Origin of the sequence: Streptomyces sp. NBC_00019 (genome assembly GCF_045041015.1) — a bacterium.
Classification (GTDB): domain Bacteria; phylum Actinomycetota; class Actinomycetes; order Streptomycetales; family Streptomycetaceae; genus Streptomyces.
The window spans coordinates 7,126,316-7,150,341 of sequence record NZ_CP108302.1 but is presented as its reverse complement, the minus strand read 5'-3'; the positions used below and the strand labels follow the sequence as shown (position 1 = coordinate 7,150,341).

21 protein-coding genes and 1 pseudogene are annotated in these 24,026 nt (G+C 71.4%); 12 read left to right on the top strand and 10 right to left on the bottom strand.

What is annotated here, in order from left to right; genetic code table 11:
• Positions 1 to 68 precede the first annotated feature (68 nt).
• Positions 69 to 545: a MarR family winged helix-turn-helix transcriptional regulator gene (locus OHU89_RS33915; protein WP_405648599.1), complete on the top strand. Its 477-nt coding sequence runs from the start codon at positions 69 to 71 to the stop codon at positions 543 to 545.
• A gap of 14 nt (positions 546 to 559) precedes the next feature.
• Here OHU89_RS33915 and OHU89_RS33910 read toward each other — a convergent pair whose 3' ends face one another.
• On the bottom strand, positions 560 to 1,975 hold the full coding sequence (locus tag OHU89_RS33910; protein ID WP_405648597.1) for an ATP-binding protein: 1,416 nt from the start codon (positions 1,973 to 1,975) through the stop codon (positions 560 to 562).
• A 190-nt stretch (positions 1,976 to 2,165) separates the two neighbouring features.
• On the opposite strand from OHU89_RS33910, the gene OHU89_RS33905 reads away from it, so the two are divergent.
• Positions 2,166 to 2,807, top strand: a complete 642-nt coding sequence (locus OHU89_RS33905; protein WP_405648595.1) for a PepSY domain-containing protein — start codon at positions 2,166 to 2,168, stop codon at positions 2,805 to 2,807.
• 6 nt (positions 2,808 to 2,813) lie between these two features.
• Here OHU89_RS33905 and OHU89_RS33900 read toward each other — a convergent pair whose 3' ends face one another.
• The 3 genes from OHU89_RS33900 to OHU89_RS33890 all read right to left on the bottom strand — a co-directional run bounded on the left by OHU89_RS33900 (position 2,814) and on the right by OHU89_RS33890 (position 6,538).
• Positions 2,814 to 4,076: an MFS transporter gene (locus OHU89_RS33900; protein ID WP_405648593.1), complete on the bottom strand. Its 1,263-nt coding sequence runs from the start codon at positions 4,074 to 4,076 to the stop codon at positions 2,814 to 2,816.
• A gap of 272 nt (positions 4,077 to 4,348) precedes the next feature.
• Positions 4,349 to 5,305, bottom strand: a complete 957-nt coding sequence (gene meaB / locus OHU89_RS33895; RefSeq protein WP_266887950.1) for a methylmalonyl Co-A mutase-associated GTPase MeaB — start codon at positions 5,303 to 5,305, stop codon at positions 4,349 to 4,351.
• Positions 5,306 to 5,335: 30 nt separating this feature from the next.
• Positions 5,336 to 6,538 carry an acetyl-CoA C-acetyltransferase gene (locus OHU89_RS33890; protein ID WP_405648590.1) on the bottom strand — a complete coding sequence of 401 codons (1,203 nt, stop codon included), beginning with the start codon at positions 6,536 to 6,538 and terminating at the stop codon, positions 5,336 to 5,338.
• 148 nt (positions 6,539 to 6,686) lie between these two features.
• Between OHU89_RS33890 and mce the strand changes: the two genes are divergently transcribed.
• Positions 6,687 to 7,127: a methylmalonyl-CoA epimerase gene (mce, locus tag OHU89_RS33885; RefSeq protein ID WP_405648587.1), complete on the top strand. Its 441-nt coding sequence runs from the start codon at positions 6,687 to 6,689 to the stop codon at positions 7,125 to 7,127.
• Here the strand turns inward: mce and OHU89_RS33880 are convergent.
• Positions 7,113 to 7,355: pseudogene (locus tag OHU89_RS33880) on the bottom strand (hypothetical protein); the annotation flags it as partial. The gene mce and the pseudogene OHU89_RS33880 sit on opposite strands and share 15 nt — an antisense overlap.
• On the opposite strand from OHU89_RS33880, the gene scy reads away from it, so the two are divergent.
• Both scy and OHU89_RS33870 read left to right on the top strand, forming a co-directional pair.
• Complete coding sequence (scy, locus tag OHU89_RS33875; protein ID WP_405648585.1) at positions 7,337 to 11,218, top strand: polarized growth protein Scy; 3,882 nt, start codon at positions 7,337 to 7,339, stop codon at positions 11,216 to 11,218. The pseudogene OHU89_RS33880 and the gene scy overlap by 19 nt on opposite strands.
• A gap of 209 nt (positions 11,219 to 11,427) precedes the next feature.
• Positions 11,428 to 12,366: a cellulose-binding protein gene (locus OHU89_RS33870; protein ID WP_046263072.1), complete on the top strand. Its 939-nt coding sequence runs from the start codon at positions 11,428 to 11,430 to the stop codon at positions 12,364 to 12,366.
• 12 nt (positions 12,367 to 12,378) lie between these two features.
• Here OHU89_RS33870 and OHU89_RS33865 read toward each other — a convergent pair whose 3' ends face one another.
• On the bottom strand, positions 12,379 to 12,756 hold the full coding sequence (locus tag OHU89_RS33865; RefSeq protein WP_405654772.1) for a TetR-like C-terminal domain-containing protein: 378 nt from the start codon (positions 12,754 to 12,756) through the stop codon (positions 12,379 to 12,381).
• Between the two features lie 174 nt (positions 12,757 to 12,930).
• Between OHU89_RS33865 and OHU89_RS33860 the strand changes: the two genes are divergently transcribed.
• The 5 genes from OHU89_RS33860 (at position 12,931) to OHU89_RS33840 (ending at position 17,812) form a co-directional block, all read left to right on the top strand.
• Positions 12,931 to 13,758 carry an MFS transporter gene (locus OHU89_RS33860; RefSeq protein WP_405654770.1) on the top strand — a complete coding sequence of 276 codons (828 nt, stop codon included), beginning with the start codon at positions 12,931 to 12,933 and terminating at the stop codon, positions 13,756 to 13,758.
• 9 nt (positions 13,759 to 13,767) lie between these two features.
• On the top strand, positions 13,768 to 14,727 hold the full coding sequence (locus OHU89_RS33855) for an ABC transporter ATP-binding protein (protein ID WP_405648583.1): 960 nt from the start codon (positions 13,768 to 13,770) through the stop codon (positions 14,725 to 14,727).
• Positions 14,728 to 14,729: 2 nt separating this feature from the next.
• Positions 14,730 to 15,500, top strand: a complete 771-nt coding sequence (locus OHU89_RS33850) for an ABC transporter permease subunit (RefSeq protein ID WP_405648580.1) — start codon at positions 14,730 to 14,732, stop codon at positions 15,498 to 15,500.
• Between the two features lie 111 nt (positions 15,501 to 15,611).
• On the top strand, positions 15,612 to 16,937 hold the full coding sequence (locus OHU89_RS33845) for an ABC transporter ATP-binding protein (RefSeq protein ID WP_405648578.1): 1,326 nt from the start codon (positions 15,612 to 15,614) through the stop codon (positions 16,935 to 16,937).
• On the top strand, positions 16,934 to 17,812 hold the full coding sequence (locus tag OHU89_RS33840) for an ABC transporter permease (protein ID WP_405648576.1): 879 nt from the start codon (positions 16,934 to 16,936) through the stop codon (positions 17,810 to 17,812). The genes OHU89_RS33845 and OHU89_RS33840 overlap by 4 nt, the downstream gene beginning before the upstream one ends.
• Here OHU89_RS33840 and OHU89_RS33835 read toward each other — a convergent pair.
• Positions 17,809 to 18,132: a hypothetical protein gene (locus OHU89_RS33835; RefSeq protein ID WP_046262493.1), complete on the bottom strand. Its 324-nt coding sequence runs from the start codon at positions 18,130 to 18,132 to the stop codon at positions 17,809 to 17,811. The genes OHU89_RS33840 and OHU89_RS33835 overlap by 4 nt on opposite strands.
• Positions 18,133 to 18,354: 222 nt before the next feature.
• On the opposite strand from OHU89_RS33835, the gene OHU89_RS33830 reads away from it, so the two are divergent.
• Positions 18,355 to 19,383 carry an LLM class flavin-dependent oxidoreductase gene (locus tag OHU89_RS33830; protein ID WP_405648573.1) on the top strand — a complete coding sequence of 343 codons (1,029 nt, stop codon included), beginning with the start codon at positions 18,355 to 18,357 and terminating at the stop codon, positions 19,381 to 19,383.
• 83 nt (positions 19,384 to 19,466) lie between these two features.
• On the opposite strand, the gene OHU89_RS33825 is transcribed toward OHU89_RS33830, so the two are convergent.
• Entirely contained in the window at positions 19,467 to 19,859 is a 393-nt protein-coding gene (locus OHU89_RS33825; protein ID WP_266887972.1) for an SCO5389 family protein, read from the bottom strand.
• 249 nt (positions 19,860 to 20,108) lie between these two features.
• On the opposite strand from OHU89_RS33825, the gene nucS reads away from it, so the two are divergent.
• Positions 20,109 to 20,792 (top strand): endonuclease NucS, encoded by a 684-nt coding sequence (nucS, locus tag OHU89_RS33820; RefSeq protein ID WP_405648572.1) that lies wholly within the window; start codon positions 20,109 to 20,111, stop codon positions 20,790 to 20,792.
• 103 nt (positions 20,793 to 20,895) lie between these two features.
• Here the strand turns inward: nucS and OHU89_RS33815 are convergent, their stop codons facing one another.
• Together OHU89_RS33815 and OHU89_RS33810 are read right to left on the bottom strand one after the other, a co-directional pair.
• A complete protein-coding gene (locus OHU89_RS33815; protein ID WP_405648570.1) occupies positions 20,896 to 23,418 on the bottom strand; it encodes an ATP-binding protein in 2,523 nt (840 codons plus the stop codon).
• Positions 23,419 to 23,673: 255 nt separating this feature from the next.
• Positions 23,674 to 23,997: an STAS domain-containing protein gene (locus tag OHU89_RS33810; RefSeq protein WP_067029557.1), complete on the bottom strand. Its 324-nt coding sequence runs from the start codon at positions 23,995 to 23,997 to the stop codon at positions 23,674 to 23,676.
• Between the last annotated feature and the right edge of the window lie 29 nt (positions 23,998 to 24,026).

The following is a 24,026-nucleotide window of genomic DNA, read 5'->3' as shown; positions in this document are numbered from 1 at the left end:
ACGTGTGCACGCCGCCACGCCAAAACCCTCACTAGTTCGCCTTTCAACTTCTTAGGTAGACTTCATTCATGGAGACCGAGACGGCCACGCCCTGGCTGACCGATGCGGAGCAGTGCGCCTGGCGCACCCACCTGGAGGTCAACAGGCTGTTGACGTACCAGCTCGAGAAGGACCTCCAGCCGTTCGGCCTGACAATGAACGACTACGAGATCCTGGTGAATCTCTCCGAGTCGGAGGATGTACGGATGCGGATGAGTGATCTCGCGTCCGCCACCCTCCAGTCCAAGAGCCGCCTCTCACACCAGATCACCCGCATGGAGAACGCGGACCTGGTGCGGCGCGAGAACTGCGAGTCGGACCGCCGCGGTCTGTACGCGGTCCTCACCGAGCACGGCATGGAGACGATGAAGAAGGTCGCGCCACACCACGTGGCGTCTGTGCGGCGCCACTTCATCGACCTGCTGAACCCCGATTCCATGGCGGAGCTCGACAAGTCCCTGCGGCCCATCGCGGACCATCTGCGCGGCCAGCGCGGGCGCCCCTGACCGGGTAGCGGCAGCTAGACGAGCGGCAGGCGGAGTTCGAACAGGGCTCCGCCTGCCGGTGCGTCGCGGACCGTGAGCGTGCCGCCGTGACGTGCGGCGACGTCCCGGGCGATGGCGAGCCCGAGCCCGGCGCCGCCGTCGTCACGGCTGCGGGCCTCGTCGAGCCGTACGAACCGCTCGAAGATCCGCTCCCGGTCGGCCTCGGCCACCCCGTCCCCGTCGTCGGCGACCTCGACGACGGCCCACGCCCCGTCCCGCCGTACGGTCGCACCGATCGCCGAACGGGCGTGCCGCTGCGCGTTGTCGAGCAGATTGCCGATCACCCGCTCCAGCTGGCTCCGGGACCCCGCCACTTCCACGTCCGCCGTCTCGGCGGTCACCCCGTCCCGGCCCCGCGCCTCCCGCCGCACCACCTCTCCGAGGTCGAGCCGCTTGTCGCCGGGCCCCTCCCCCGCGTCCAGACGGGCGAGCAGCAGCAGATCGGCGGCGAGGCGCTGGAGTCGTACGGTGTCCTGGACCGCGCCCGGCACGTCCAGCAACTCAGGATGGGCGGCGCCCACTTCCAGCTGGGTGCGCAGGGACGCGATCGGGCTGCGCAGTTCGTGCGAGGCGTCGGCGACGAACCGGCGCTGGCGCTCCACGGAGGTCTCCAGCGCGGCCAGCGTCGCGTTGGTGGTGCGGGCGAGCCTGGCGACCTCGTCGTGGGTGTCCGGCTCCGGTACGCGTCGCGCGAGGTCCTCGGAGGCGGTGATCGCGGCCATCTCGCGCCGGATGCCCTCGACCGGGCGAAGGGCGCGCCGGGTGACGAGCCAGGTCGCGGCGGCGACGACGCCGAGCAGCAGGGGGAAGCCGATCAGCATGACGGTGAGCGCGGTGTCCACGGCGCTCTGTTCGGTGTCCAGGGACTCGCCGGCGTAGACGGTCAGCTCGACCCCGTCGTCGGTCTCCACGGGGAGCGCCGCGAAACGGTAGTCGGCGCTCTCGCCGTCGATGGTCGCGGTGCCGTCGGTGAGCTCGACGTCGTCGCCGATCTCGCCGGGTTCGAGGGCGGTGTCGTCGTCCGCGTCGTCGTCGGAGTCGCCGTCGCCCGAGCCGCTCGGGCTGCCCGGCTGCGCCTGTGCCTTCACCGCGTCGGTGGCGGTGCCGCTGATCCGCTCCAGGCCGTCGCTGACCGCGACCAGCGTGCCGTTCGCGTCGACGACCTGGACCGGGTTCTCGTCGCCGAGGTCCAGGTCGGCGTACGACTTCCCGGTGGCGAGCAGGGTGGCCACGCCGCGCGCCGAGCGTTCCGCCTGGGTGTCCGCCTGGTCGATGAGGTTGGACCGCAGCGAGAACAGCACCGCCGCCCCGGCCATCACCAGCGCCACGGCCACGACGAGACTGGCACCGAGGGTCGCGCGCGAGCGGACCGAGCCGAAGAAGCTGCTCACCGTCCCGCCTCCAGCCGGTACTCGTCCTCCGCGATCAACAGGCGCATACGTACAGGTTCGCAAAGCAAAGCTGAAGATCCCTTCAGGTGGCTTCAGGTTCCCCTCAGCGTCGGTCGGCGATGTTCGGTCATGTCGAAAGCGAGCGAATCGCTGGAACCGAGCGAAAACGATCGAAGGGGAAGGAACCCTCATGAAGCGCAACATCGTCATCGCCACCCTCACCGCCGCAGCCCTGGCCACCGGCGGCACCGTCGCGGCCTTCGCCGCGGGCGACGACGAGACGGCGGCGCAGCGCCAGTCGAGCTCCGACACGCAGGTGGTCGCCGACCACGACGACGCGGACGACCGGGCGGACGACGTGAACGACGACGCCGAGGACCGTACGACGGTCGCCGACGGCGATGTCAGCGCCGCCGAGGCGATCGCGGCCGCGCTGAAGAGCGTCCCGGGCACCGCCGTCTCCGCCGACCTGGACGACGAGGACGACACCGGCAAGGTCGTGTGGGACGTCGACGTGCTGGGCGACGGCACCACGTGGCACAGCATCACGATCGACCCCGCCACCGGCAAGGTCCTCGGCTCCCACACCGAGCAGGAGGACGACACCGCCCAGGTGCGGGCCGCCCTGAAGGGTACGTCCGTGACGGCCGCGGAGGCGGCGAAGGCGGCCGCCGCCAAGGGCACCGTGACGTCCGTGGACCTCGACGAGGACGGTGCCTCGCAGGCCTGGGACGTGGAGACCCGCACCTCCGGCAAGGCCGACCAGGACTGGCAGGTCGACCTGAACAACGGCAAGGTCACGGCGGACCGCTCGGACGACGACCAGGACTGACGCGGGTCACAGAACCCGCACGTCAGCCGCAGCGGACACGGCGGCCGTACGCTCCGGCGTACGGCCGCTTCGCCGTGCCGGGACCAGTGCCCCGACCAGTGCGGCCACCATCGCGACCGCCCCCGCCACCGCGAAGCACACCCCCAGCGGCAGCCGCTCCACCAGCAGTCCCGCGGTCGCCGCGCCGGTCGAACTCCCGGCGTTGACGGCCGTGTTGACCCAGGCGCCGGCCTGCGTGCGGAAGCCCGGCGGGGCCGCCTCGTCGGCGATCAGGTACGCCGTGGTCAGGGCCGGTGCGACGAACGAGCCGGCGAGGGCCGCCGCCAGGGCGAGGATGCCGGGGCCCGGGGCCAGGCCCGCGGCGGCCAGGGTGAGGCCCAGGCCGGCGCAGAGGAGCGGGAGGCGGACCCGGGCGGGCATCCGCCAGTCGACGGCGCCGTTCAGCAGTCCGCCCACCGCGCTGCCCGCCGACAGTGCCGCGAGGACCCAGGCGACGGTGTCGTCCCCCTGCTGCCGGGCCGCGGCGAAGGCCACGACCAGGAGGTCGACCGCGGCCAGCGACAGACCCACGCCCGCCGCCACGACCACCGGCTGCAGCAGGGGCCCACGGGGCAGCGAACCGGCTCTGGACGAGCGGGACTTGGGGTTCCCGGTGGGACGTATCGAGGAGACCGCGGGTGAGGTGACGAAGGCGAGGGAGCCCGCCGCCATGAGCAGGGCGCCCAGCAGGACGCCGGCGGCCGGGGAGGCGACGCCGATCACCAGGCCGACCAGTAACGGGCCGGTGACGTAGAGGAGTTCCTCCGCGACGCCGTCCAGGCTGTAGGCGCGCTGCAACAGCGCCCGGTCACCGACGAGTTCGCCCCACACCGTGCGCATCGTGGGGCCGAGCGGGGGCGCACAGGCGCCCGTGACGGCTGCGGTCACGCCGAGCACCACCGCGGGTGCGCCCGGCCGCCAACTCACCGCCGCGAGCGCGCAGAGCAGAACCGCGTGGAGCAGGGCCATGGGGATCAGGGCCCGCCGGGGACCGTACCGGTCGACCAGCGCCGCCCGGTAGGGCGACAGGAGCACACCCGTGGCACCGAACAGCGCCATGACGACACCGGCCACGGCGTACGACCCGGTCGCGCGGGTCACGGCGAGCATGACGGCGATCGGGGCCATTCCGTACGACAGCCGGCCACTGAGGGCCGCCAGGAAGGTCCGGCGGGCATGGGGGACACGGAGCACGGCGGCATACGAAGGCCGCCGCGAGGACGCGGACATGGGAGGTTCCTCTACTGGAGGCATGAGCGAGGGACGCCGAAGTGCCGCGACGGCCGCCGTCGGCCGGTCGCGAGCGGGGCGCGCTCTATGCCAGGAGAAGGAACATGTGGATCAACGTACCAACCGCGCGCGGAGCTTGACCAGGGGGCGGGTCGGCGGCGGGGGCACGGGGGTCGGCACCTGTGTCCCAGCCTTGGGTGGGAAAGCACAGGTCACCGAAGTACGGCGTCGGCGTGGGAACGGGTCTGCCGATCCCACCCTCGACGACCGCCTCAGCCCTGTGTCAGGCCCGCCACCAGCTCGTCCGCCGCCCCGTACGGGTCCAGCTCCCCGGCCACGATCCGGTCCGCCAGCGCGTCCAGGCGTCGGTCGCCGTGCAGGTCGCCGATCCTCTCGCGCAGGGCCGTGACCGCGATGGTCTCCACCTCACGGGCGGCGCGGGCGCGGCGGCGCTCCGCCAGGACTCCGCGCTCCTCCATCCAGGCGCGGTGCTTCTCCAGCGCCTCGACGACCTCGTCGATGCCCTCGGAGCGGGCGGCGACCGTCTTCACGATCGGCGGGCGCCAGTCGCCGGGGCCGCGGGACTCACCGAGGCCCAGCATGTGGTTGAGCTCACGGGCGGTGGCGTCGGCGCCGTCCCGGTCGGCCTTGTTGACGACGTACACATCGCCGATCTCCAGGATTCCGGCCTTGGCCGCCTGGATGCCGTCGCCCATGCCCGGGGCCAGCAGGACCACGCTGGTGTCCGCCTGCGAGGCGATCTCGACCTCCGACTGACCGACGCCGACCGTCTCGACCAGGACGACGTCGCAGCCTGCCGCGTCCAGGACACGGATCGCCTGCGGGGCCGACCAGGCCAGGCCGCCGAGGTGGCCGCGCGTGGCCATCGAGCGAATGTAGACGCCCGGGTCGGAGGCGTGGTCCGACATCCGGACGCGGTCGCCCAGCAGGGCGCCGCCCGAGAAGGGCGAGGACGGGTCGACGGCCAGGACGCCGACCCGCCTGCCCTGCTTGCGGTACGCGGTGACCAGGGCGGACGTGGACGTCGACTTGCCCACGCCCGGCGAACCGGTCAGACCCACGACGTACGCGTTGCCCGTCAGCGGGGCCAGCGCCGCCATGACCTCCCTGAGCTGCGGGGACGCCCCCTCCACCAAGGAGATCAACCGGGCCACGGCACGCGGCCTGCCCTCCCTCGCCTGGGCCACCAGAGAGGAGACGTCCTGCATCACAGCTCCGTTCCGTCAGAGAAGTACAGCTCAGGCCTTGGGTACCCGCACGATGAGCGCGTCACCCTGACCGCCGCCGCCGCACAGCGCGGCCGCGCCGACACCACCGCCGCGCCGCTTCAGCTCCAGCGCCAGGTGCAGCACCAGACGGGCGCCGGACATGCCGATCGGGTGGCCCAGGGCGATGGCACCGCCGTTGACGTTCACCGTTTCGGAGGACACCCCGAGGTCCTTCATTGACTGGACCGCGACGGCGGCGAAGGCCTCGTTGATCTCGATCAGGTCGAGGTCGGAGACGTCCAGGCCCTCCTTCTTCAGGGCGTGGAGGATGGCGTTGGACGGCTGGGACTGGAGGGAGTTGTCCGGTCCCGCCACATTGCCGTGGGCGCCGATCTCGGCGATCCACTCCAGGCCGAGTTCCTGCGCCTTGGTCTTGCTCATCACGACCACGGCCGCGGCACCGTCGGAGATCTGCGAGGACGTGCCCGCCGTGATGGTGCCGTCGCGGGTGAACGCCGGGCGCAGCTTGCCCAGGGACTCCGCGGTCGTCTCGGCGCGGATGCCCTCGTCCTTGCTGAAGACGACCGGCTCGCCCTTGCGCTGCGGGATCTCGACCGGGGTGATCTCGGCCTCGAAGATGCCGTTCTTCTGCGCGGCCGCGGCCCGCTGGTGGGACAGGGCGGCGATCTCGTCCTGTTCGGGACGCTGGATGCCCAGGCGCGCGTTGTGCTTCTCCGTGGACTCGCCCATGGCGATGTTCTCGAAGGCGTCGGTCAGACCGTCGTGGGCCATGGCGTCGAGCATCTCGATGGCGCCGTACTTGAAGCCCTCACGGGACTTCGGAAGCAGGTGGGGGGCGCTGGTCATGGACTCCTGGCCGCCCGCGACGATCACGTCGAACTCGCCCGCGCGGATCAGCTGGTCGGCCAGCGCGATCGCGTCGAGGCCCGACAGACAGACCTTGTTGATGGTGAGCGCCGGGACGCCCATCGGGATGCCGGCCTTGACCGCGGCCTGGCGCGCCGGGATCTGGCCTGCCCCGGCCTGGAGCACCTGGCCCATGATCACGTACTGCACCTGGTCGCCGCCGATTCCCGCACGGTCGAGGGCGGCCTTGATCGCGAAGCCGCCGAGATCGGCTCCGGAGAAGGACTTCAGTGAGCCGAGCAACCGTCCCATCGGAGTGCGGGCACCCGCCACGATGACGGACGTCGTGCTGTTCGAACCAGACATGAGGTGCGATCCCCTTTCAGCTGCACAGCTGAGGAGTGAACGAGGGTTTACTTCGAATGTACTGAGTGGCACTCCGTGCCGTCACCGGGCCGTCGGTGTGATCGCGCGCACGTTGCGTAACCACCTCCGGAGCGCTGCACTGAGTTCCATGCTGACGCGAATCGACCACATCGGGATCGCCTGTTTCGACCTGGGCAAGACTGTCGAGTTCTACCGGGCCACCTATGGCTTCGAGGTGTACCACTCCGAGGTCAACGAGGAGCAGGGCGTGCGCGAGGCCATGCTCAAGATCAACGACACGTCGGACGGCGGGGCCTCCTACCTGCAGCTCCTCGAGCCGACCCGCGAGGACTCCACCGTCGCGAAGTGGCTCGCCAAGAACGGCGAGGGTGTGCACCACATCGCTTTCGGTACGGCGGATGTGGACGGCGAGTCCGCGGACATCCGCGACAAGGGCGTACGCGTTCTGTACGAGGAGCCGCGGCGCGGCTCCATGGGGTCACGGATCACCTTCCTGCACCCGAAGGATTGCCATGGAGTACTGACAGAACTGGTCACTTCGGCGCCTGTTGAGTCACCTGAGCACTGACCCCCGTACATATGGGCCGGTAGGGTTGGGGGCGGTCGCCGCTCTTTGGGGGCGACCGCGGGCCGGGGTCCGGGTTTCGGGGGACAAGCGTCGGGGCGGCAGCCCTTGCTCCGCCGTTGATCTGACACCATTCCCCGGGGGCCCCGTTCGGCGGATGGACGGAGCTCGTTTGGGCAGACACGCGACCAGGGGACGGATGGGACCGCGCAGTGCGGGGCTACGAAAGCCAGGAGCGAGTGCCGGCGGCTGACGTCGACCATCTCTCTCGGTTCGAGGCCGAGATGGATCGGCTGAAGACCGAGCGGGAAAAGGCGATCCAGCACGCCGAGGACCTCGGCTACCAGGTCGAGGTGCTGCGCGCCAAGTTGCACGAGGCGCGGCGCACCCTCATGTCCCGACCGTCCTACGACGGCGGCGACATCGGCTACCAAGCCGAACAGTTGCTCCGCAACGCCCAGGTCCAGGCCGATCAGTTGCGCCAGGACGCCGAGCGCGAGCTGAGCCAGGCACGGGCGCAGACGCAGCGCATCCTCCAGGAGCACGCCGAGAACGCGGCGCGACTCCAGGCGGAGCTGCACCAGGAGGCGGTCACCCGCCGCCAGCAGCTGGACCAGGAGCTCTCCGAGCGCCGCCAGACCGTCGAGTCGCACGTCAACGAGAACGTGGCGTGGGCCGAGCAGCTGCGCGCCCGTACCGAGCAGCAGGCCCGCCGGCTCCTGGAGGAGTCCCGCGCGGAGGCCGACCAGGCCATGGCCGCCGCCCGCGCGGAGGCCGAGCGGGTCGCCGCCGAGGCCCGCCAGCGGCTCCAGAGCGAGGCCGAGACGGCCCGCGCGGAGGCCGAGCAGCTGCTGCGCCGCGCCCGCACGGACGCCGAGCGGCTGCTGAACGCCGCGTCCACGCAGGCCCAGGAGGCCACCGACCACGCCGAGCAGCTGCGCAGCTCCACGGCGACCGAGTCGGACAGCGCCCGCCGCGAGGCGACCGAGCTGAGCCGTGCGGCCGAGCAGCGGATGACGGAGGCCGAGGAGGCGCTGCGCAAGGCGCAGAGCGAGGCCGAGAAGCTCGTCGCCGAGGCCAAGGCGACCGCCGAGAAGTCGCTCACCAGCGCCGAGTCGACCAACGAACAGCGCACGCGTACGGCCAAGGAGCAGGTCGCCCGGCTGGTCACGGAGGCCACCAAGGAGGCCGAGACCACCAAGGCGGACGCCGAGCAGGTCGTCGCGGACGCCCGCGCGGAGGCCGAGAAGATCGTCGCCGAGGCCTCCGAGAAGGCCCGCACGATCACCGCCGAGGAGACCGCGTCCCAGCTGGGCAAGGCGGCCAAGACCGCCGAGGACGTCCTCAACAAGGCGTCCGAGGACGCCCGTAACACCACCAAGGCCGCCGCCGAGGAGGCCGAGCGGATCCGTTCCGAGGCCGAGGCCGAGGCGGACCGGCTGCGCGCCGAGGCGCACGACATCGCCGAGCAGCTCAAGGGCTCGGCGAAGGACGACACCAAGGAGTACCGGGCCAAGACGGTCGAGCTCCAGGAGGAGGCCCGTCGGCTGCGCGGCGAGGCCGAGCAGCTGCGCGCCGACGCGGTCGCCGAGGGCGAGAAGATCCGCGCGGAGGCCCGCAAGGAGGCCGTCCAGCAGATCGAGGAGGCGGCCAAGACCGCCGAGGAGCTGCTGTCGAAGGCCAGGCAGGACGCGGACGAGCTGCGTCAGACGGCCACGACGGACAGCGAGAAGGTCCGCACCGAGGCCATCGAGCGCGCCACCACGCTGCGCCGGCAGGCCGAGGAGACCCTGGAGCGCACCCGCCAGGAGGCCGAGCGGCACCGCGCGGAGGTCATCGAGCAGTCCGAGGGCATCAAGGCGGACGCCGAGCGGGCCGCGCGGGAGCTGCACGAGGAGACCGAGCAGGCCATAGCGGCCCGCCATGCCGAGGCCGCCGAGGAACTGACCCGGCTGCGCACCGACACCGAGGAGCGCCTCGCCGCCGCCGAGCAGGCGCTGACCGACGCCCGCGCCGAGGCCGCGCGGATCCGTCGCGAGGCCGCCGAGGAGACCGAGCGGCTGCGCGCCGAGGCCGCCGAGCGGATCCGCACCCTGCAGCACCAGGCCGAGGCGGAGGCCGAACGGCTGCGCAACGAGGCCGCCTCCGACGCGTCCGCGTCCCGTGCGGAGGGCGAGGCCATCGCCGTACGGCTGCGTTCGGCGGCCGCGGCCGAGGCCGAGCAGCTGAAGGCGGAGGCCCAGGACACCGCCGACCGGGTCCGTGCGGAGGCGCAGGCCGCCGCCGAGCGCCTCGCGACGGAGGCGTCCGAGACGCTGGCCGCCGCCCAGGAGGAGGCCGTCCGGCGCCGCCGCGAGGCCGAGGAGACACTCGGTTCTGCGCGCCAGGAGGCCGACCAGGAGCGCGAGCGGGCCCGCGACCAGAGCGAGGAGCTGCTGGCCTCCGCACGCAACCGTGTGGAGGAGGCACAGGCCGAGGCGGTGCGGCTGGTCGAGGAGGCCGACCGGCGCGCCACCGAGATGGTGTCGGCGGCCGAACAGCACGCCCAGCAGGTACGGGACTCCGTGGCCGGGCTGCACGAGCAGGCTCAGGAGGAGATCACCGGGCTGCGCAGCGCCGCCGAGCACGCGGCGGACCGCACCCGGCGCGAGGCCGAGGAAGAGGCGGACCGGGTCCGCGGCGACGCCTACGCCGAGCGGGAGCGGGCCAGCGAGGACGCGGGCCGCGTCCGGCGCGAGGCGAACGAGGAGTCGGAGGCCGCCAAGGCGCTCGCCGAGCGCACCGTCGGAGAGGCGATCGCGGAGGCGGAGCGGCTCAGGTCGGACGCCTCCGAGCACGCCCAGCGGGTGCGCACGGACGCCTCGAACGCGATCGCCGAGGCCGACCAGGCCGCCGCCCGCACCCGGGCGGACGCTCGTGAGGACGCCAACCGCATCCGCTCGGACGCGGCCTCGCAGGCCGACGCCCTCATCACCGAGGCGCGCAACGAGGCCGAGCGGCTCACCACGGAGACGCTCACCGACACCGACCGGCTGCGCACGGACACGGTCAACGAGGCCGAGCGCGTACGGTCCGAGGCGGTCGCCAAGGCCGAGAAGCTGATCGCGGACGCCACCGGGGACGCGGAGCGGCTGCGCGCCGAGGCCTCCGACACGGTCGGTTCCGCACAGCTGCACGCCGAGCGGGTCCGCAGCGACTCCGAGCGCGTCAAGGCCGATGCCCTGGCCGAGGCCGACCGGGTCACGACGGCCGCGCGCGAGGAGGCCGAGCGGACCCTCGACGAGGCCCGCAAGGACGCGAACAAGCGGCGCCAGGACGTGGCCGAGCAGGTCGACACGCTCATCACGGAGACCACGGCCGAGGCGGACAAGCTCCTCACCGAGGCGCAGCAGCAGGCCCACAAGACCACCGCGGACGCGGAGGGGCAGGCCGACTCCATGGTGGGCGCGGCCCGCACGGAGGCCGACCGGCTGGTCTCGGAGGCGACCGTCGAGGGCAACTCCCGGGTGGAGAAGGCCCGTACGGACGCGGACGAGCTGCTCGTCGGTGCCCGCCGGGACGCCACCGCCATAAGGGAGCGCGCCGAGGAGCTGCGCGACCGCATCACGACCGAGATCGAGGACCTGCACGAGCGGGCCCGCCGCGAGGCCGCCGAGACGATGAAGTCGACCGGCGACCGCTGCGACGCGCTCATCAAGGCGTCCGAGGAGCAGCTGGCCAAGGCGCAGGCGAAGGCCAAGGAGCTGGTCTCGGAGGCCAGCTCCGAGGCGGGCAAGGTCCGTATCGCCGCCGTGAAGAAGGCCGAGGGGCTCCTGAAGGAGGCCGAGCAGAAGAAGTCGGCGCTCGTGCGGGAGGCCGAGGAGCTCAAGGCGGAGGCGATCCGCGAGGCCCGGCGCACGGTGGAGGAAGGAAAGCGCGAGCTGGAGATCCTGGTGCGCCGCCGCGAGGACATCAACGCCGAGATCTCCCGTGTCCAGGACGTCCTGGAAGCGTTGGAATCCTTCGAGGCCCCTTCGGCGGGCAAGGACGGTGCCGTCAAGGCCGGCGTCACGGTCGGCGCCCCTCGATCGGGTGGCAAGTCGTCGGACAGTTAGGCGACGGACAGCTGACCGAAGGCTGACCGACAGGTCGAGTTCCGGTGCCGTCTGGGGCCTTTGACCAAGTTTTTGGCAAGCCGTCCCGGGGTTAGCCACTCAAAAGGGGTGTCATTCTCCAGATCAAACACGTATCCGCTCGATGACACACCGCTTCGGCCCCTAGGATTCCCCCTATCACCTCACCGGTCTCATTTGACAGGAACCCCATGAGCGACACTTCCCCCTACGGCTTCGAGCTTGTGCGGCGTGGGTACGACCGCGCTCAGGTGGACGAACGGATCTCCAAGCTCGTCTCCGACCGTGACAGCGCTCTCTCCCGCATCACCGCTCTGGAAAAGCGCATCGAGGAGCTCCACCTCGAAACGCAGAACGCGCAGGCTCAGGTCACCGACGCCGAGCCCTCGTACGCCGGTCTCGGCGCGCGTGTCGAGAAGATCCTCCGCCTCGCCGAGGAGGAGGCCAAGGATCTGCGCGAGGAGGCCCGTCGCGCGGCGGAGCAGCACCGCGAACTCGCCGAGTCGGCGGCCCAGCAGGTCCGAAACGACGCGGAGTCGTTCGCCGCGGAGCGCAAGGCCAAGGCCGAGGACGAAGGCGTCCGGATCGTCGAGAAGGCCAAGAGCGACTCCTCTCAGCTGCGCCAGGAGGCACAGAAGGACGCGCAGCAGAAGCGCGAGGAGGCGGACGCCCTCTTCGAGGAGACCCGCGCCAAGGCCGCCCAGGCCGCCGCGGACTTCGAGACGAACCTCGCCAAGCGTCGCGAGCAGTCCGAGCGCGACCTGGCGTCCCGTCAGCAGAAGGCCGAGAAGCGCCTCGCGGAGATCGAGCACCGCGCGGAGCAGCTGCGTCTCGAGGCCGAGAAGCTGCGCACGGACGCCGAGCGCCGGGCCCGTCAGACCGTCGAGACGGCGCAGCGCCAGGCCGAGGACATCGTGGCCGACGCGAACGCCAAGGCCGACCGGATCCGTTCGGAATCCGAGCGCGAGCTGGCCGCCCTCACCAACCGCCGCGACAGCATCAACGCCCAGCTGACGAACGTGCGCGAGATGCTCGCCACGCTCACGGGCGCCGCGGTGGCCGCAGCCGGTTCGCCGGCCACGGACGACGAGCCGATCTCCCGTGGAGTTCCGGCTCAGCAGTCCCGGTAAGCAGTAGCGCGTTCAGAGGCCCGCACCGTCTCCCCCGGAGGTGCGGGCCTCTGGCGTACCCACCAGGGGCAGGAAGACGTCGTCGACGATCTCCGTCAGCGTCTCGTCCGTCACCTGTTCCCGGCTCAGCAGGATCTCGTGGCGCAGGAGGTCCGCGGGGAGGGTGAGGACCCGTCGGGGCCGCTCCGCCGTGGGGATCTCGCCGCGCTCGGCGGCCCGCTCGACGAGCGTGCGCAGCACGCCCCGCATGATGCCGATGAAGGACGGGTCCACGTCCCGGGCCTCCGCGAGCAGCCCGTGCAGCGTGTCCGGGCCGATCTCCCGCTGGCGGCGCGCACCCGCGCGGAGCACCTCCAGTACGTCTTCCCGCAGCGAGCCGGTGTCGGGCACCCGGTCGGCGATGGACCCGGTGCGGTGGCGCACGGCGGCGATACCACCCGCCTCGACCCCGCGGTTCTCAAACTGGCCGGCGTGCTCGTCCTCGGCGCCCTGGCCCCCTGCTCGACAGCACGATCGTGTCCATAGCCATCCACACCCTCGGTCGGCCACTTCAGCTGGCGCTGGATCTTCTACGTCAACCTGCCCCTGTGCCTGCTCGCCCTCGCGCTGGCCCGGCGGTACGTCCCCGAGGACGTACCGCCGGGCACCGACCACCGCCTCGACACGACGGGCCTGCTGCTCCTCTCCCCCGGCCTCGCCGCGCTCGTCTACGGCCTCTCCCGGGACGGCCTCACCCGGGACACCGCGATCCCCGCGGGCGCCCTGCTCGTCGTCCTGTTCGCGGCCCACGCCCTGCGCTCCCCCGCACCCCTCGTCGACCTCCGGCTGTTCCAGGACCGCGCCTTCGCCGTCTCCTCCACGCTGATGTTCCTGAACGGCCTCGCCCTGTACGGCGGGATGTTCCTGCTGCCGCTCTACTACCAGCAGGCGCGCGGCGAGAGCGTCGTCGCCGCCGGGCTGCTGCTGGCGCCACAGGGCCTGGGCAGCCTGCTGTCCCGGGCGACAGGCCCCCTCACCGACCGCGTCGGCCCCCGCCCGGTCGTCCTCACAGGCCTGCTGCTGTCGGCCCTGGGCACCCTCCCCTTCGCCCTCCACCACCCCGCGGCAGCCCTCCTTCCCCTCGCCTTCGTCGTCCGGGGCCTCGCCGTGAACGTCGGCGCCCACCAGGGCCTGAGCCCCGACCGCATCCCGCACGGCAGCACCACCGTCCGGATCGTGCAGCAGCTCGGCGGCTCCGTCGGCACCGCCGTCCTGGCCGCCGTACTGGCGCGCGGGCGGGGAGCCGCGGCCTTCCCGCACGCCTTCCTCTGGTCGACGGCCTTCACGGTGCTCGCCGCCCTCGTCGCACTCGCCCTGCCCGCTCAAGTGGCAGCCCCTGAACGCCCGTCTTAGCGTGGCCGCATGATCGAGCTCGAGGGCCTGACCAAGCGGTACGGCGAGAAGGTGGCGGTCAACAACCTGACCTTCGCCGTCAGACCGGGCATCGTCACGGGCTTCCTCGGGCCCAACGGCGCCGGCAAGTCGACGACGATGCGGATGATGCTCGGCCTCGACCGCCCCACCGCCGGTGACGTCCGGATCGACGGGCAGCACTACGACCACCTCAAAGAACCGCTGAAGTACATCGGCGCCCTGCTGGACGCCAAGGCCATGCACGGCGGGCGCAGCGCCTTCAACCACCTCCTCTGCCTCGCCCAGAGCAACGGCATCCCCCGCAGACGGGTCGCCGAGGTCCTCGACACCGTCGGCCTCACCGCGGTGGCGAGGAAGAAGGCCAAGGGGTTCTCCCTCGGTATGGGACAGCGGCTCGGCATCGCGGGCGCGCTCCTGGGCGATCCGCGGATCCTGATGTTCGACGAGCCGGTCAACGGGCTGGACCCCGAGGGCATCCACTGGATCCGCAACCTGATGAAGTCGCTCGCGGCACAGGGGCGGACCGTCTTCGTCTCCTCCCACCTCATGAGCGAGATGGCGCTGACCGCCGATCACCTCGTCGTCATCGGTCAGGGGCGGCTGCTCGCCGACACCTCCATGGCCGAGTTCATCGAGCAGAACTCGCGGTCGTACGTCCGGATCCGCTCACCCCAGCGCGAGCGGCTGCTCGACGTGCTGCACGAGGCCGGGGTCACGGTCGTGGAGAGCGGCAACGGGACGCTGGAGGTCGACGGCGGCAAGCCCGAGCACATCGGGGAGCTGGCCGCGCAGCACCAGCTCGTGCTGCACGAGCTGAGCCCTCAGCAGGCCTCCCTGGAAGAGGCGTTCATGCAGCTGACCGCGGAGTCGGTCGAGTACCACGCACACTCCGACACACCCGTCGCGGCGCCACCCCAGCAGTGGGGCGACGACTGGAAGGGGAACTGACCATGGCGGCGCTCCAGGTCGTACGGTCCGAGTGGACCAAGATCCGGTCGGTGGCCTCCACCGTGTGGACGCTCTCCCTCGCCGTGGTCGTCACCCTCGCCCTCGGCACGCTGATCGCGGCCCTGTCGAAGAACGAGTTCGACACGATGAGCCGCAACGACCAGCTCTCCTTCGACCCCACCTTCATCAGCTTCGCCGGGATGGGCCTCGGTCAGCTCGCGATGATCGTGTTCGGGGTGCTCGTGGTGTCGAACGAGTACAGCACCGGCATGATCCGCACCTCGCTGGCCGCCGTACCGCAGCGCGGCACCTTCCTGTTCAGCAAGATCGCGGTGGCCGCTGGACTCTGCCTCTTCGTCGGCCTCGTCACCAGCTTCGTCACCTTCTTCCTCGGGCAGGCGATGCTCGGCTCGCACCGGGCCGAGATCGGCGACCCGGGAGTGCTGCGCGCGGTCATCGGCGGCGGGCTCTACATGACCCTCATCGCGGTGTTCTCGATGGGCGTGGCCACGATGCTGCGCTCACCGATGCTGTCGCTGGGCATCCTGATGCCGTTCTTCTTCCTGATCTCCAACATCCTCGGCAACGTCTCGGCGACCAAGAAGATCGGCCAGTACCTGCCCGACCAGGCCGGCAGCAAGATCATGCAGGTGGTCACCCCGATCGACGACGACACTCCGTACGGTCCCTGGGGCGGGTTCGGGATCATGGTGCTGTGGGTGGTCGCGGCGGTCGCGGGAGGGTACGTCCTGCTGAAGAAGAGGGACGCATGACGCCCCGGAGCTTTGCTCGCTCTTGAGTGGAACCGTCAGCGCCCGGTTAAGCTCCTAACCCTTACGGGGGCGTGTGCCCTGCTGTCCTGAACCTTTCGATGGGTGCGGAGCATGATCGAGGCAGTCGGCCTGACCAAGCAATATGGCGACAAGACCGCTGTGTACAACCTTTCCTTCCAGGTGCGGCCCGGTGCCGTCACCGGCTTCCTGGGCCCCAACGGCTCCGGCAAGTCCACGACGATGCGGATGATCCTCGGTCTGGACAACCCCACGTCGGGACAGGTGACGATCGGCGGCTATCCGTACCGCAAGCTCCCCAACGCCCCCCGCCAGGTGGGCGCGCTGCTCGACGCCAAGGCCGTGCACGGCGGCCGGCACGCCCGCAACCATCTGCTCTGCCTCGCCCAGCTGTCCGGCATCCCGGCCCGCCGGGTGGACGAGGTGCTCGGCGTGGTCGGACTTCAGGACGTGGCCAGGAAGCGCTCCAAGGGCTTCTCCCTCGGCATGGGCCAGCGGCTCGGCATCGCCGCCGCGCTGCTCGGCGACCCCCAGGTGCTGCTGTTCGACGAGCCGGTCAACGGGCTCGACCCCGAGGGCATCCTCTGGGTGCGCAACCTGATGAAGTCCCTCGCGGCGGAGGGCCGTACGGTCTTCGTCTCCTCGCACCTCATGAGCGAGATGGCGCTGACCGCCGACCACCTGATCGTCATCGGGCGCGGACAGCTGCTGGCCGACATGAGCGTGCAGGACTTCATCGCCGCGAACTCCGCCGGCTTCGCGCGCGTACGCACCCCCGACACCGATCCGCAGCTGCGCGAGAAGCTGACGTCCGCGCTGACGGAGGCGGGCGGGCATGTGCTGCCGGAGCAGGACGGCGGGCTGCGCATCACGGGTCTGCCGCTCCCCCGCATCAGCGACATCGCCCACGACACGGACGTACGCCTGTGGGAGCTCTCCCCGCACCAGGCCTCGCTGGAAGAGGCGTACATGCGGATGACCCAGGGTGCCGTCGACTACCGCTCGACGATCGACCAGAAGGCGGGCCTTCAGCAGCCCCTCCCGCCGGGAGCCCAGCCTCCGATGCCGGTCCCGGGCCAGGGCCAGCCCGGCTGGTACGCGCCTCCGCCGCCGCAGCAGGGCGGCCAGCCGCCCGCGGGCGCGGCGCCCGTCGGCGCGTACGGCACCGGGCAGCCCCCGGCAGGCCCGTACGGCGCCCCGGGCGCGGGTCAGCCCAACCCGTACGCCCAGACGCCTCCCCAGGCCCCCCAGGCCCCGGCCCAGCCCTCCGGCCCCGCGACCCCGCCTGCGCCCCAGCAGCCCGCCCCGAGCGCCCCCGCCGCAGCCCCCGCGCCCCAGCAGCCCGTCGCCGCCCCGCCGGCCCCGCAGCCGACCCCCGCGCCCGCCGCCGACCTGACGAAGTCCGAGGACGCCCGATGAGCACGCCCCAGCCCCCGATGCCGCAGGCCGCCGCACCCGACTGGCAGGCGGCGCCCGCTCCCTCGTACGCCGCGTACACCTCGCCGATCCCGGTCGTGCGCACGCACCTCGGGCACGCGATCGCCTCGGAGTGGACGAAGATCCGCTCGGTGCGCTCGACGATGTGGACGTTGGGCGTCTTCGTGCTGCTGGTCGTCGGCATCGGCCTGCTCGCCGCCGCCGTGGTGTCGAGCAGCGCGAGCGAGGGCGATCTGGCCGGTGAGAACCCGCTGTCGTTCGGCTTCTTCGGACTGCTGCTCGGCACGATGTGCGTGATCACGCTCGGCGTGCTGACCACGGCCTCCGAGTACGGCACCGGCATGATCCGCACGACCATGACCGCGTGCCCGAGCCGTGGCCGGGTGCTGACCGCGAAGGCCATCGTCTTCTTCCTGGTCGCCTTCGTCGTCACGTTCGTGTCGGTCCTGCTGGTCGCCCTCGCCGACGTGGCCCTCCTCGACGGCACCGGCGTGAAGGACCCCTCCGGCAGCGAGTGGCTCAAGGGCACCCTCGGCATCTCGCTCTACATCGCGCTGCTCGGCCTGCTCTCGCTGATCGTCGGCTCGATCATCCGGCACTCGGCGGGCGCCATCACCATCATGATCGGCCTGGTGCTGGCCCCGCTGGTCATCGCCCTGTTCATGTTCTCGTCCTCGCTGGAGGACCTGCGCACGGCCCTGTTCGAGTACTCCATCCCGAACCAGCTGAGCGTCTTCTACTCCAACTCGCTCACCGAGACCGGCCCCTCCGGCTGGGACCCGCTGTGGATCATCGCGGGAGTGACGGCCGCCACGTTCGCCGGCGCCTACGCCCTCCTCAACCAGCGCGACGTCTAGAACCTCGGCGCGTTACGGGACCGCTGCACCCGCGAGGTGCGGCGGTCCTTCGCGTTCCAGCACGCCTTGTGCCAGTGCCGGCGCTCGTCGACGCCCGAGTGGTCCGGCCAGGCCACCACATGCGGGACACCGTCGGGGATCAACTGGTCGCAGCCCGGGCACCGGTAGGACTTGCCCTGGGCACTCGCCCCCGCAACATGGCGGATGTTCCACTCCTCGCCCTGCCAGCTCTCGGTGGACTGGAATCCGCCGTAACGTCCCGAGCTGTCGTCCCCGCCTGAGGGGTCGGCTCCTTTGGGTCGGTTGCGACGCGGGGACACAGGACACCTCACGGGGCTATACAGGAAGCATGGGCCGTGTCCAGCCTACGCGGCACGAGCCTGGGTAGGCGTAGGGGACCAACCCCCACAAGTGCCTCTTCATATCGGCCCATTCTGCAGACAATCCGAGTATCTCTTCGCCAGGCCGTGTCCTCGGCACGTGTCAGACGGTTATGCCGGGTGGGGGAGCTCCGCGTCGGAGCCAAGGAAGCAGGAAAAGCAATGCACGTTGGAAGTTTCGTGTTGGCGGCCCAGTTCCCGGGGCAGGGCCAGGGGGAGGCACTGCACCGCGCGGTCCGCTCGGCCGAGGTGGCCGAGGAGGCCGGCCTCGACTCGGTCTGGCTGGCCGAGCATCACTTCGTGCCGTACGGCACCTGTCCATCGGCGATCACCCTGGCGGCGTTACTGCTGGGCCGCACCCGTCGCCTCAGGGTCGGCACCGCGGTCAGCGTGCTGCCCACCGTCCACCCGGTCGCCCTCGGCGAGCAGGCCGCGCTGCTGCACGTCGCGTCCGGCGGACGGTTCTCGCTGGGCGTGGGGCGCGGCGGGCCGTGGGTCGACCTGGAGGTGTTCGGCTCGGGCCTGGAGGCGTACGAGACGGGGTTCCCGGAATCACTCGATCTGCTGGTGCGCTGGCTGCGCGAACCGTCGGTGGCGGCCTCCGGGGAGCGCTTCAACTTCCGTGAAGTAGCCGTCGTACCGCGGCCGTCGGAGTCCCTGTCGGAGGAGCCGGGACCCGAGGTCGTCGTCGCGTGCACCTCCCCGGCGAGTGTGCGGCTGGCCGCCGAGCGCGGACTGCCGATGCTGCTCGGGATGCATGTGGGGGACGAGGAGAAGGCCGAGATGGTCTCCCTGTGGCGCACCCACGCGCGCGCTGCGGGCCGTTCGCCGGAGGAGGTGCTGGGCGCGGCCCATGTCTCGGCCGGGGTCTGCCAGATCGCGGACCGGCGCACGGACGCGGTGGAGGCCCTGGTGAAGGCGATGCCGGGCTGGCTGCGGCAGGGCCTGGAGGCCCATGTGACGGTCGATGGCCGGCATCGCTCGATGCGCGACCCGGTGGCGTACACCGAACTGCTCTGCGGACTGCACCCAGTGGGCACTCCGCGGCTCTGCGCCGACCGGCTCGCGGCGACCAGCGAGCGGACCGGCATCTCCCGCTTCGCCCTGCTCACGGAGGGCTCGGGGGATCTGGCGGCGACGGAGGAGAACGTCCGGCGGCTGGGCGCCGAGGTGCTCCCCCACCTCGGCTGACCGTGCGTACCGCCCCCGCCGTGCTTGCCGCCCCGTACTTGAGCACCCCCCGCGTACGGAGCGGCAAGCAGGCAGCTCGCCGCTCAGCAGTCCCGGAACTCCGGTGACTGGTTGAGCAGCTGACTACGGACCGAGGTGAAACGGGCCAGTGACTCGTCCACCGAGCCGTCCAGCGGGAACACCGCCACACGGTGGCAGTTCTGGAAGGCCAGTCGTACCCCGAAGTGCCGTTGCAGCGCGCCGCGTATCGCGTCACTCGCAAGCGCACGCAGCAGCTGACCGCGTGCCTGCTCGTCCGGCGGAGGCGTCTGGTTGTCGGCGAACTGACCGCCGTCGACCTTCAGCTGGGCCACCAGGGAGCTGACCATCTCCCATGCGTAGGGCAGGGAGGTCCGGACGCAGTCGACGAATTCCGCTTCGTCGACCTCGCCTCGCTCGGCCTTCTCGAGTAGGGCCGGTGAGACGTCGAGCGACATGGGTTCTCCTCTCGCACCCCCGAACAGGTATTCAGGGGTTGCCGGACAGATAAGGGAGTTCGCGAATCTGAACACGCTGAGTGCACGCTCCGCGACCTCCCGGTTACTACGGTAAGCAACGGACGGTGACGGCACCAGGCGAACGCGTACATAGAGAGCCCTGGTTGGGCACACAATCGGCCACAAACGAACATCGCGTTTCTGGGGCGAATCGCGTGGACCCGGGCCCGTCGAGTAGCGTTGCCGACCATGCGTCTCGTCATTGCCCGGTGCTCCGTGGACTACGCGGGCCGGCTCACCGCCCACCTCCCGTCCGCCCCCCGTCTCATCCTGGTGAAGGCGGACGGCAGCGTGTCGATCCACGCGGACGACCGGGCCTACAAGCCCCTGAACTGGATGTCGCCGCCCTGCACGTTGAAGGAGGAATCGGGGGAGTTTCCCGAGGGCGCCGTGGGCGTCTGGACCGTCGTCAACAAGGGCGGCGAGAAGCTGATCATCACCATGGAGGAGATCCTCCATGACTCCTCGCACGAACTGGGTGTGGATCCCGGCCTGATCAAGGACGGCGTGGAAGCACACCTTCAGGAGCTGCTCGCCGACCGTATCGACACCCTCGGCGACGGCTATACGTTGATCCGCCGCGAGTACATGACGGCCATCGGCCCGGTCGACATCCTGTGCCGGGACGCCGAGGGCCAGACCGTCGCGGTCGAGATCAAGCGGCGCGGCGAGATCGACGGCGTGGAGCAACTCACCCGCTATCTCGAGCTGTTGAACCGCGACCCGCATCTCGCCCCGGTCCGCGGCGTCTTCGCGGCCCAGGAGATCAAGCCCCAGGCCCGCGTCCTGGCCACGGACCGCGGCATCGGCTGCACGGTCCTCGACTACAACGCCCTGCGCGGCATCGAGGACGACAAGCTGAGGCTGTTCTGACGGGTTTTTCTTCTACGCCGGTTCTCCTACGCCGGTTCCTCAACGACTGAGAGGGCCGGGTCCTGTTTCCAGGATCCGGCCCTCTTGTGTTGCCGTACCGGCGTCAGATCACCGCGCTCGACGCCGTGCCCGAGGTGCTGGGCGAACCCGCGCCGCTGCTCTCCGGGGCGCCGGCGGAGGTGCTCGCCGATGCGCTGGAGGAGGCGGGACCGCTGGCCGAGTCCGAGGTGGACGGCTCGTCCGAAGGATCCGGCGTGGGGCTCGTCGTGGGCGAGGGCGACTCGGATGTCTCGGTCGGCGTCGGTGAGCCAGTGGGATCGGTCGGCGTCGACGACGTCGGCGGCTTCGAGGTCGAGGACGGCGGCTTCGTCGTGGGCGTCTTGCTCGGCGAACTCGACGTCCCCTTCGTCCCGCTCGGGTCGTCCGAAGGCTCCGCGGTGTCCGTCGGTGTCGGGTCGTCGGACGTGCCGTAGGTGCCGTCGGGGCCGGGGTCGGTCGGCCGGCTGGTGGCCTCGCCGGTGTCGCCCTCGTCGCCGTTCTTCGGCACGTCGGCGCCCAGGCTGCCGTCGTCCAGGCCCTGGCTGGCCGACGGGTTGGGGCCGACCTTGGTGGACGGGTTGTCGTTGTCCGGGTTGGAGGTGGCACCGAGCGTCACCACCGTGCCGAGCACCGCCGCGAGCAGCGCGCCCGCGCCGGCCGCGACGAGGTTGCGCCGGGCCAGACCCTTCAGACCGCCACGGGCCTTGCGGTTGGGAACAGGGGCCGCCGGAACCCGGTTGGTGACCAGGGTCGAGTTGTCGAACGGCGACTGGAGCGGCGGGAAGGCCGCGGGGACGCCACCGGGAGGCGACTGCGACACCTCGTACCGGGCGTCGGGCACCTCTTCACCGGTGGTCGCGCCGATTCCGAGCGGGGTGCCGGAGCGGTCGGAGACCAGCGCCAGAGCCCGGCGGCCGGCCACCGTGCCGCGCTTGTCGGCGAGTGAGCCGCGCAGCCCGATGGAGGCCTCCAGCTCGGAGCGGGCCCGGTCGAGCTGATCGGCGCAGAGCGCTAGAACGCCCAACTCGTGGTGGAAGTAGGCCCGTTCTCCCCCGTCACCGGCGATCCGGGCGGCCTCGGCGCCGAACTGCAGGGTCCGCTCCCAGGCGCTCCAGTGCAGCCCCGCGGCGAACGCGGGCGCCGCCGTGCGGGCCAGCTGGACGGTGACGGGCTCCTCGTCCTCGGCGGGCGGGACGGCGGCCGGCACGAGGATGCCGAGCGCGGCGAGCACGGCGTCCGCCTCGGCGCACACCCGCTCGGGAGTGACCGACGGATGCCCGGCCCACCAGGCGTAGTGCTGGGCGGCGTCCAGGGCCTTGGCCTCGGCGTCGGTGCCGTATCCGGCGGCCTCCAGCTGGCCCTGCACCCCGGCGGCGAGCCGGTAGCGGGAGCCGACCGGGGAGACCAGCGCGCAGCCCAGCAGTTCGCCGAGGGCGGCGTCCGCGTGGGTGTCACCGACGAGGGCGGGCAGATGTGCCTGGTGCGGCACCTCGCCGCCGAGTGCCACGGCGAACCGCAGTGCGGCGCGTGCCGAGTCGCTGAGCCGGGTGGCGAGCAGGGCCGCGGGCGCGGCTCCCTCGGCGAGCGAGGGCAGCGGTACGTCGTGTCCGTCGCCGGCCTCGAAGGGCGCGTCGACCTGGGCTTCCTGGAAGACGCCGAACTCGTCGAAGGCCTCCGCGCTGGCCCGCAGTTCGTCGCGCTGCCGGAGCAGGGCGCCGGCCTGGACGAAGCGCAGCGGCAGACCCTCGGACTCGAACCAGAGGTCGCCGGCCCAGTTGGCTTCTTCCTCGGTGAGGACCCGGCCGACACCTCGCTCCAGGAGCTCGACGCCGCCGGCCCGGTCCAGGCCGCTGAGGAAGACCTCCTCGATGGCCGAGTCGGCGGACGGCGCGGGCACGTCCGGTGTCGTGGCGACCAGGAAGGCGCACTCGGGAGTGGCGTCCAGGAGTTCGTCGAGCGCGGCACCGCCGAACTCGACGTCGTCCAGGACGACGACCGCGCCGATCTCCCGGACGTACCCGAGCAGCTCGTCCCGTGCGGGCCGGTGCAGGGGGGCGTCGAAGACGGCGTAGAAGAGGTCGTACAGCAGGTCGTCGGCCGTGCGGTGGAAGCCGGTGAGCCGGACCACGCCGTCGGGGGCGAGGTCCGAGCAGTCCTCGGCGAGGAGGTCGAGCAGGCTGGTGCGACCGGAGCCGGCGGGGCCGGTGAGACGTACGGAACGGCCGCGGGCGAGCAGGCGTACCAGTCGTTCCCGCTCGTCCTGGCGGGCCAGGAGGTGCAGCGTGGGCCGGTTGAGGCCGGCCGGGACGGGCGGCTTGGCCGCGCGGTCCACCTCGGCACGTTCGGTGGCGCTGAGCTTCCGCGGCCGCGAGGGCCGCTCGCCGGGCGGGCAGACTTCTATCTCGCTGCCGTCGACGGGGTTGACGGTGAGCAGGTAGTCGCCGGACACCAGCTGCACCGTGCGGGCCAGGGCGGGTGTGCTCTGGCCGAAGTCGGGTGTGAGGGGGTCCCTGGGCGGGCGCTGGCGCGGCGAATCGCCGTCACCGTCATGGCCGTACTCCTCGGGTCCCCGGTTGTTCGGGTCCATAGGTTCAAGCCCCCCAAAAGCGTCGTGTGCCGAGCCCCTCCCGGCCTTGCTGCACACCGCGCTGTCGCTTCTGGTCCGGGCCCGCTCATTCAGGGATGTTCACTCAGCGGGCGACCGAACCCTAAACCTTCGCACAGTATCTACGACAGCCCGGGGTACCGCGCCGTCCGAGACGTCACAGTCTCGTGAGGATTGTGCGCGACGTGCATTTCACAGCCACAGCACCCGGCCCTCACACCGCATTCACACAAGGGGTCACACCCTGGGTAGCGACTCCACCCCGATGCCGCCCTCGATCGCCAGGATCCGGTGCAGCCGGGTGGCCACCAGCAGGCGCTGCATCTGCGGCGGTACGTCGCGCAGCACCAGGCGTCGGCCGCAGCGGCCGGCCCTGCGGTGGGCCCCCATGATCACCCCGAGTCCGGTGGCGTCCCAGGAGTCGAGCTCGGACAGATCCAGCACCAGATCGCCGACTCCGTCGTCGACGGCCGTGTGCAGGACCGTACGGGCGTCCGCCGCGCTGCGGACGTCGAGGCGGCCCCCGACGACCAGCTCGGCGTGGTCGCCCCTGATGAACATATGCGCTCCCCGTGGTGCGTCTCGTGCTC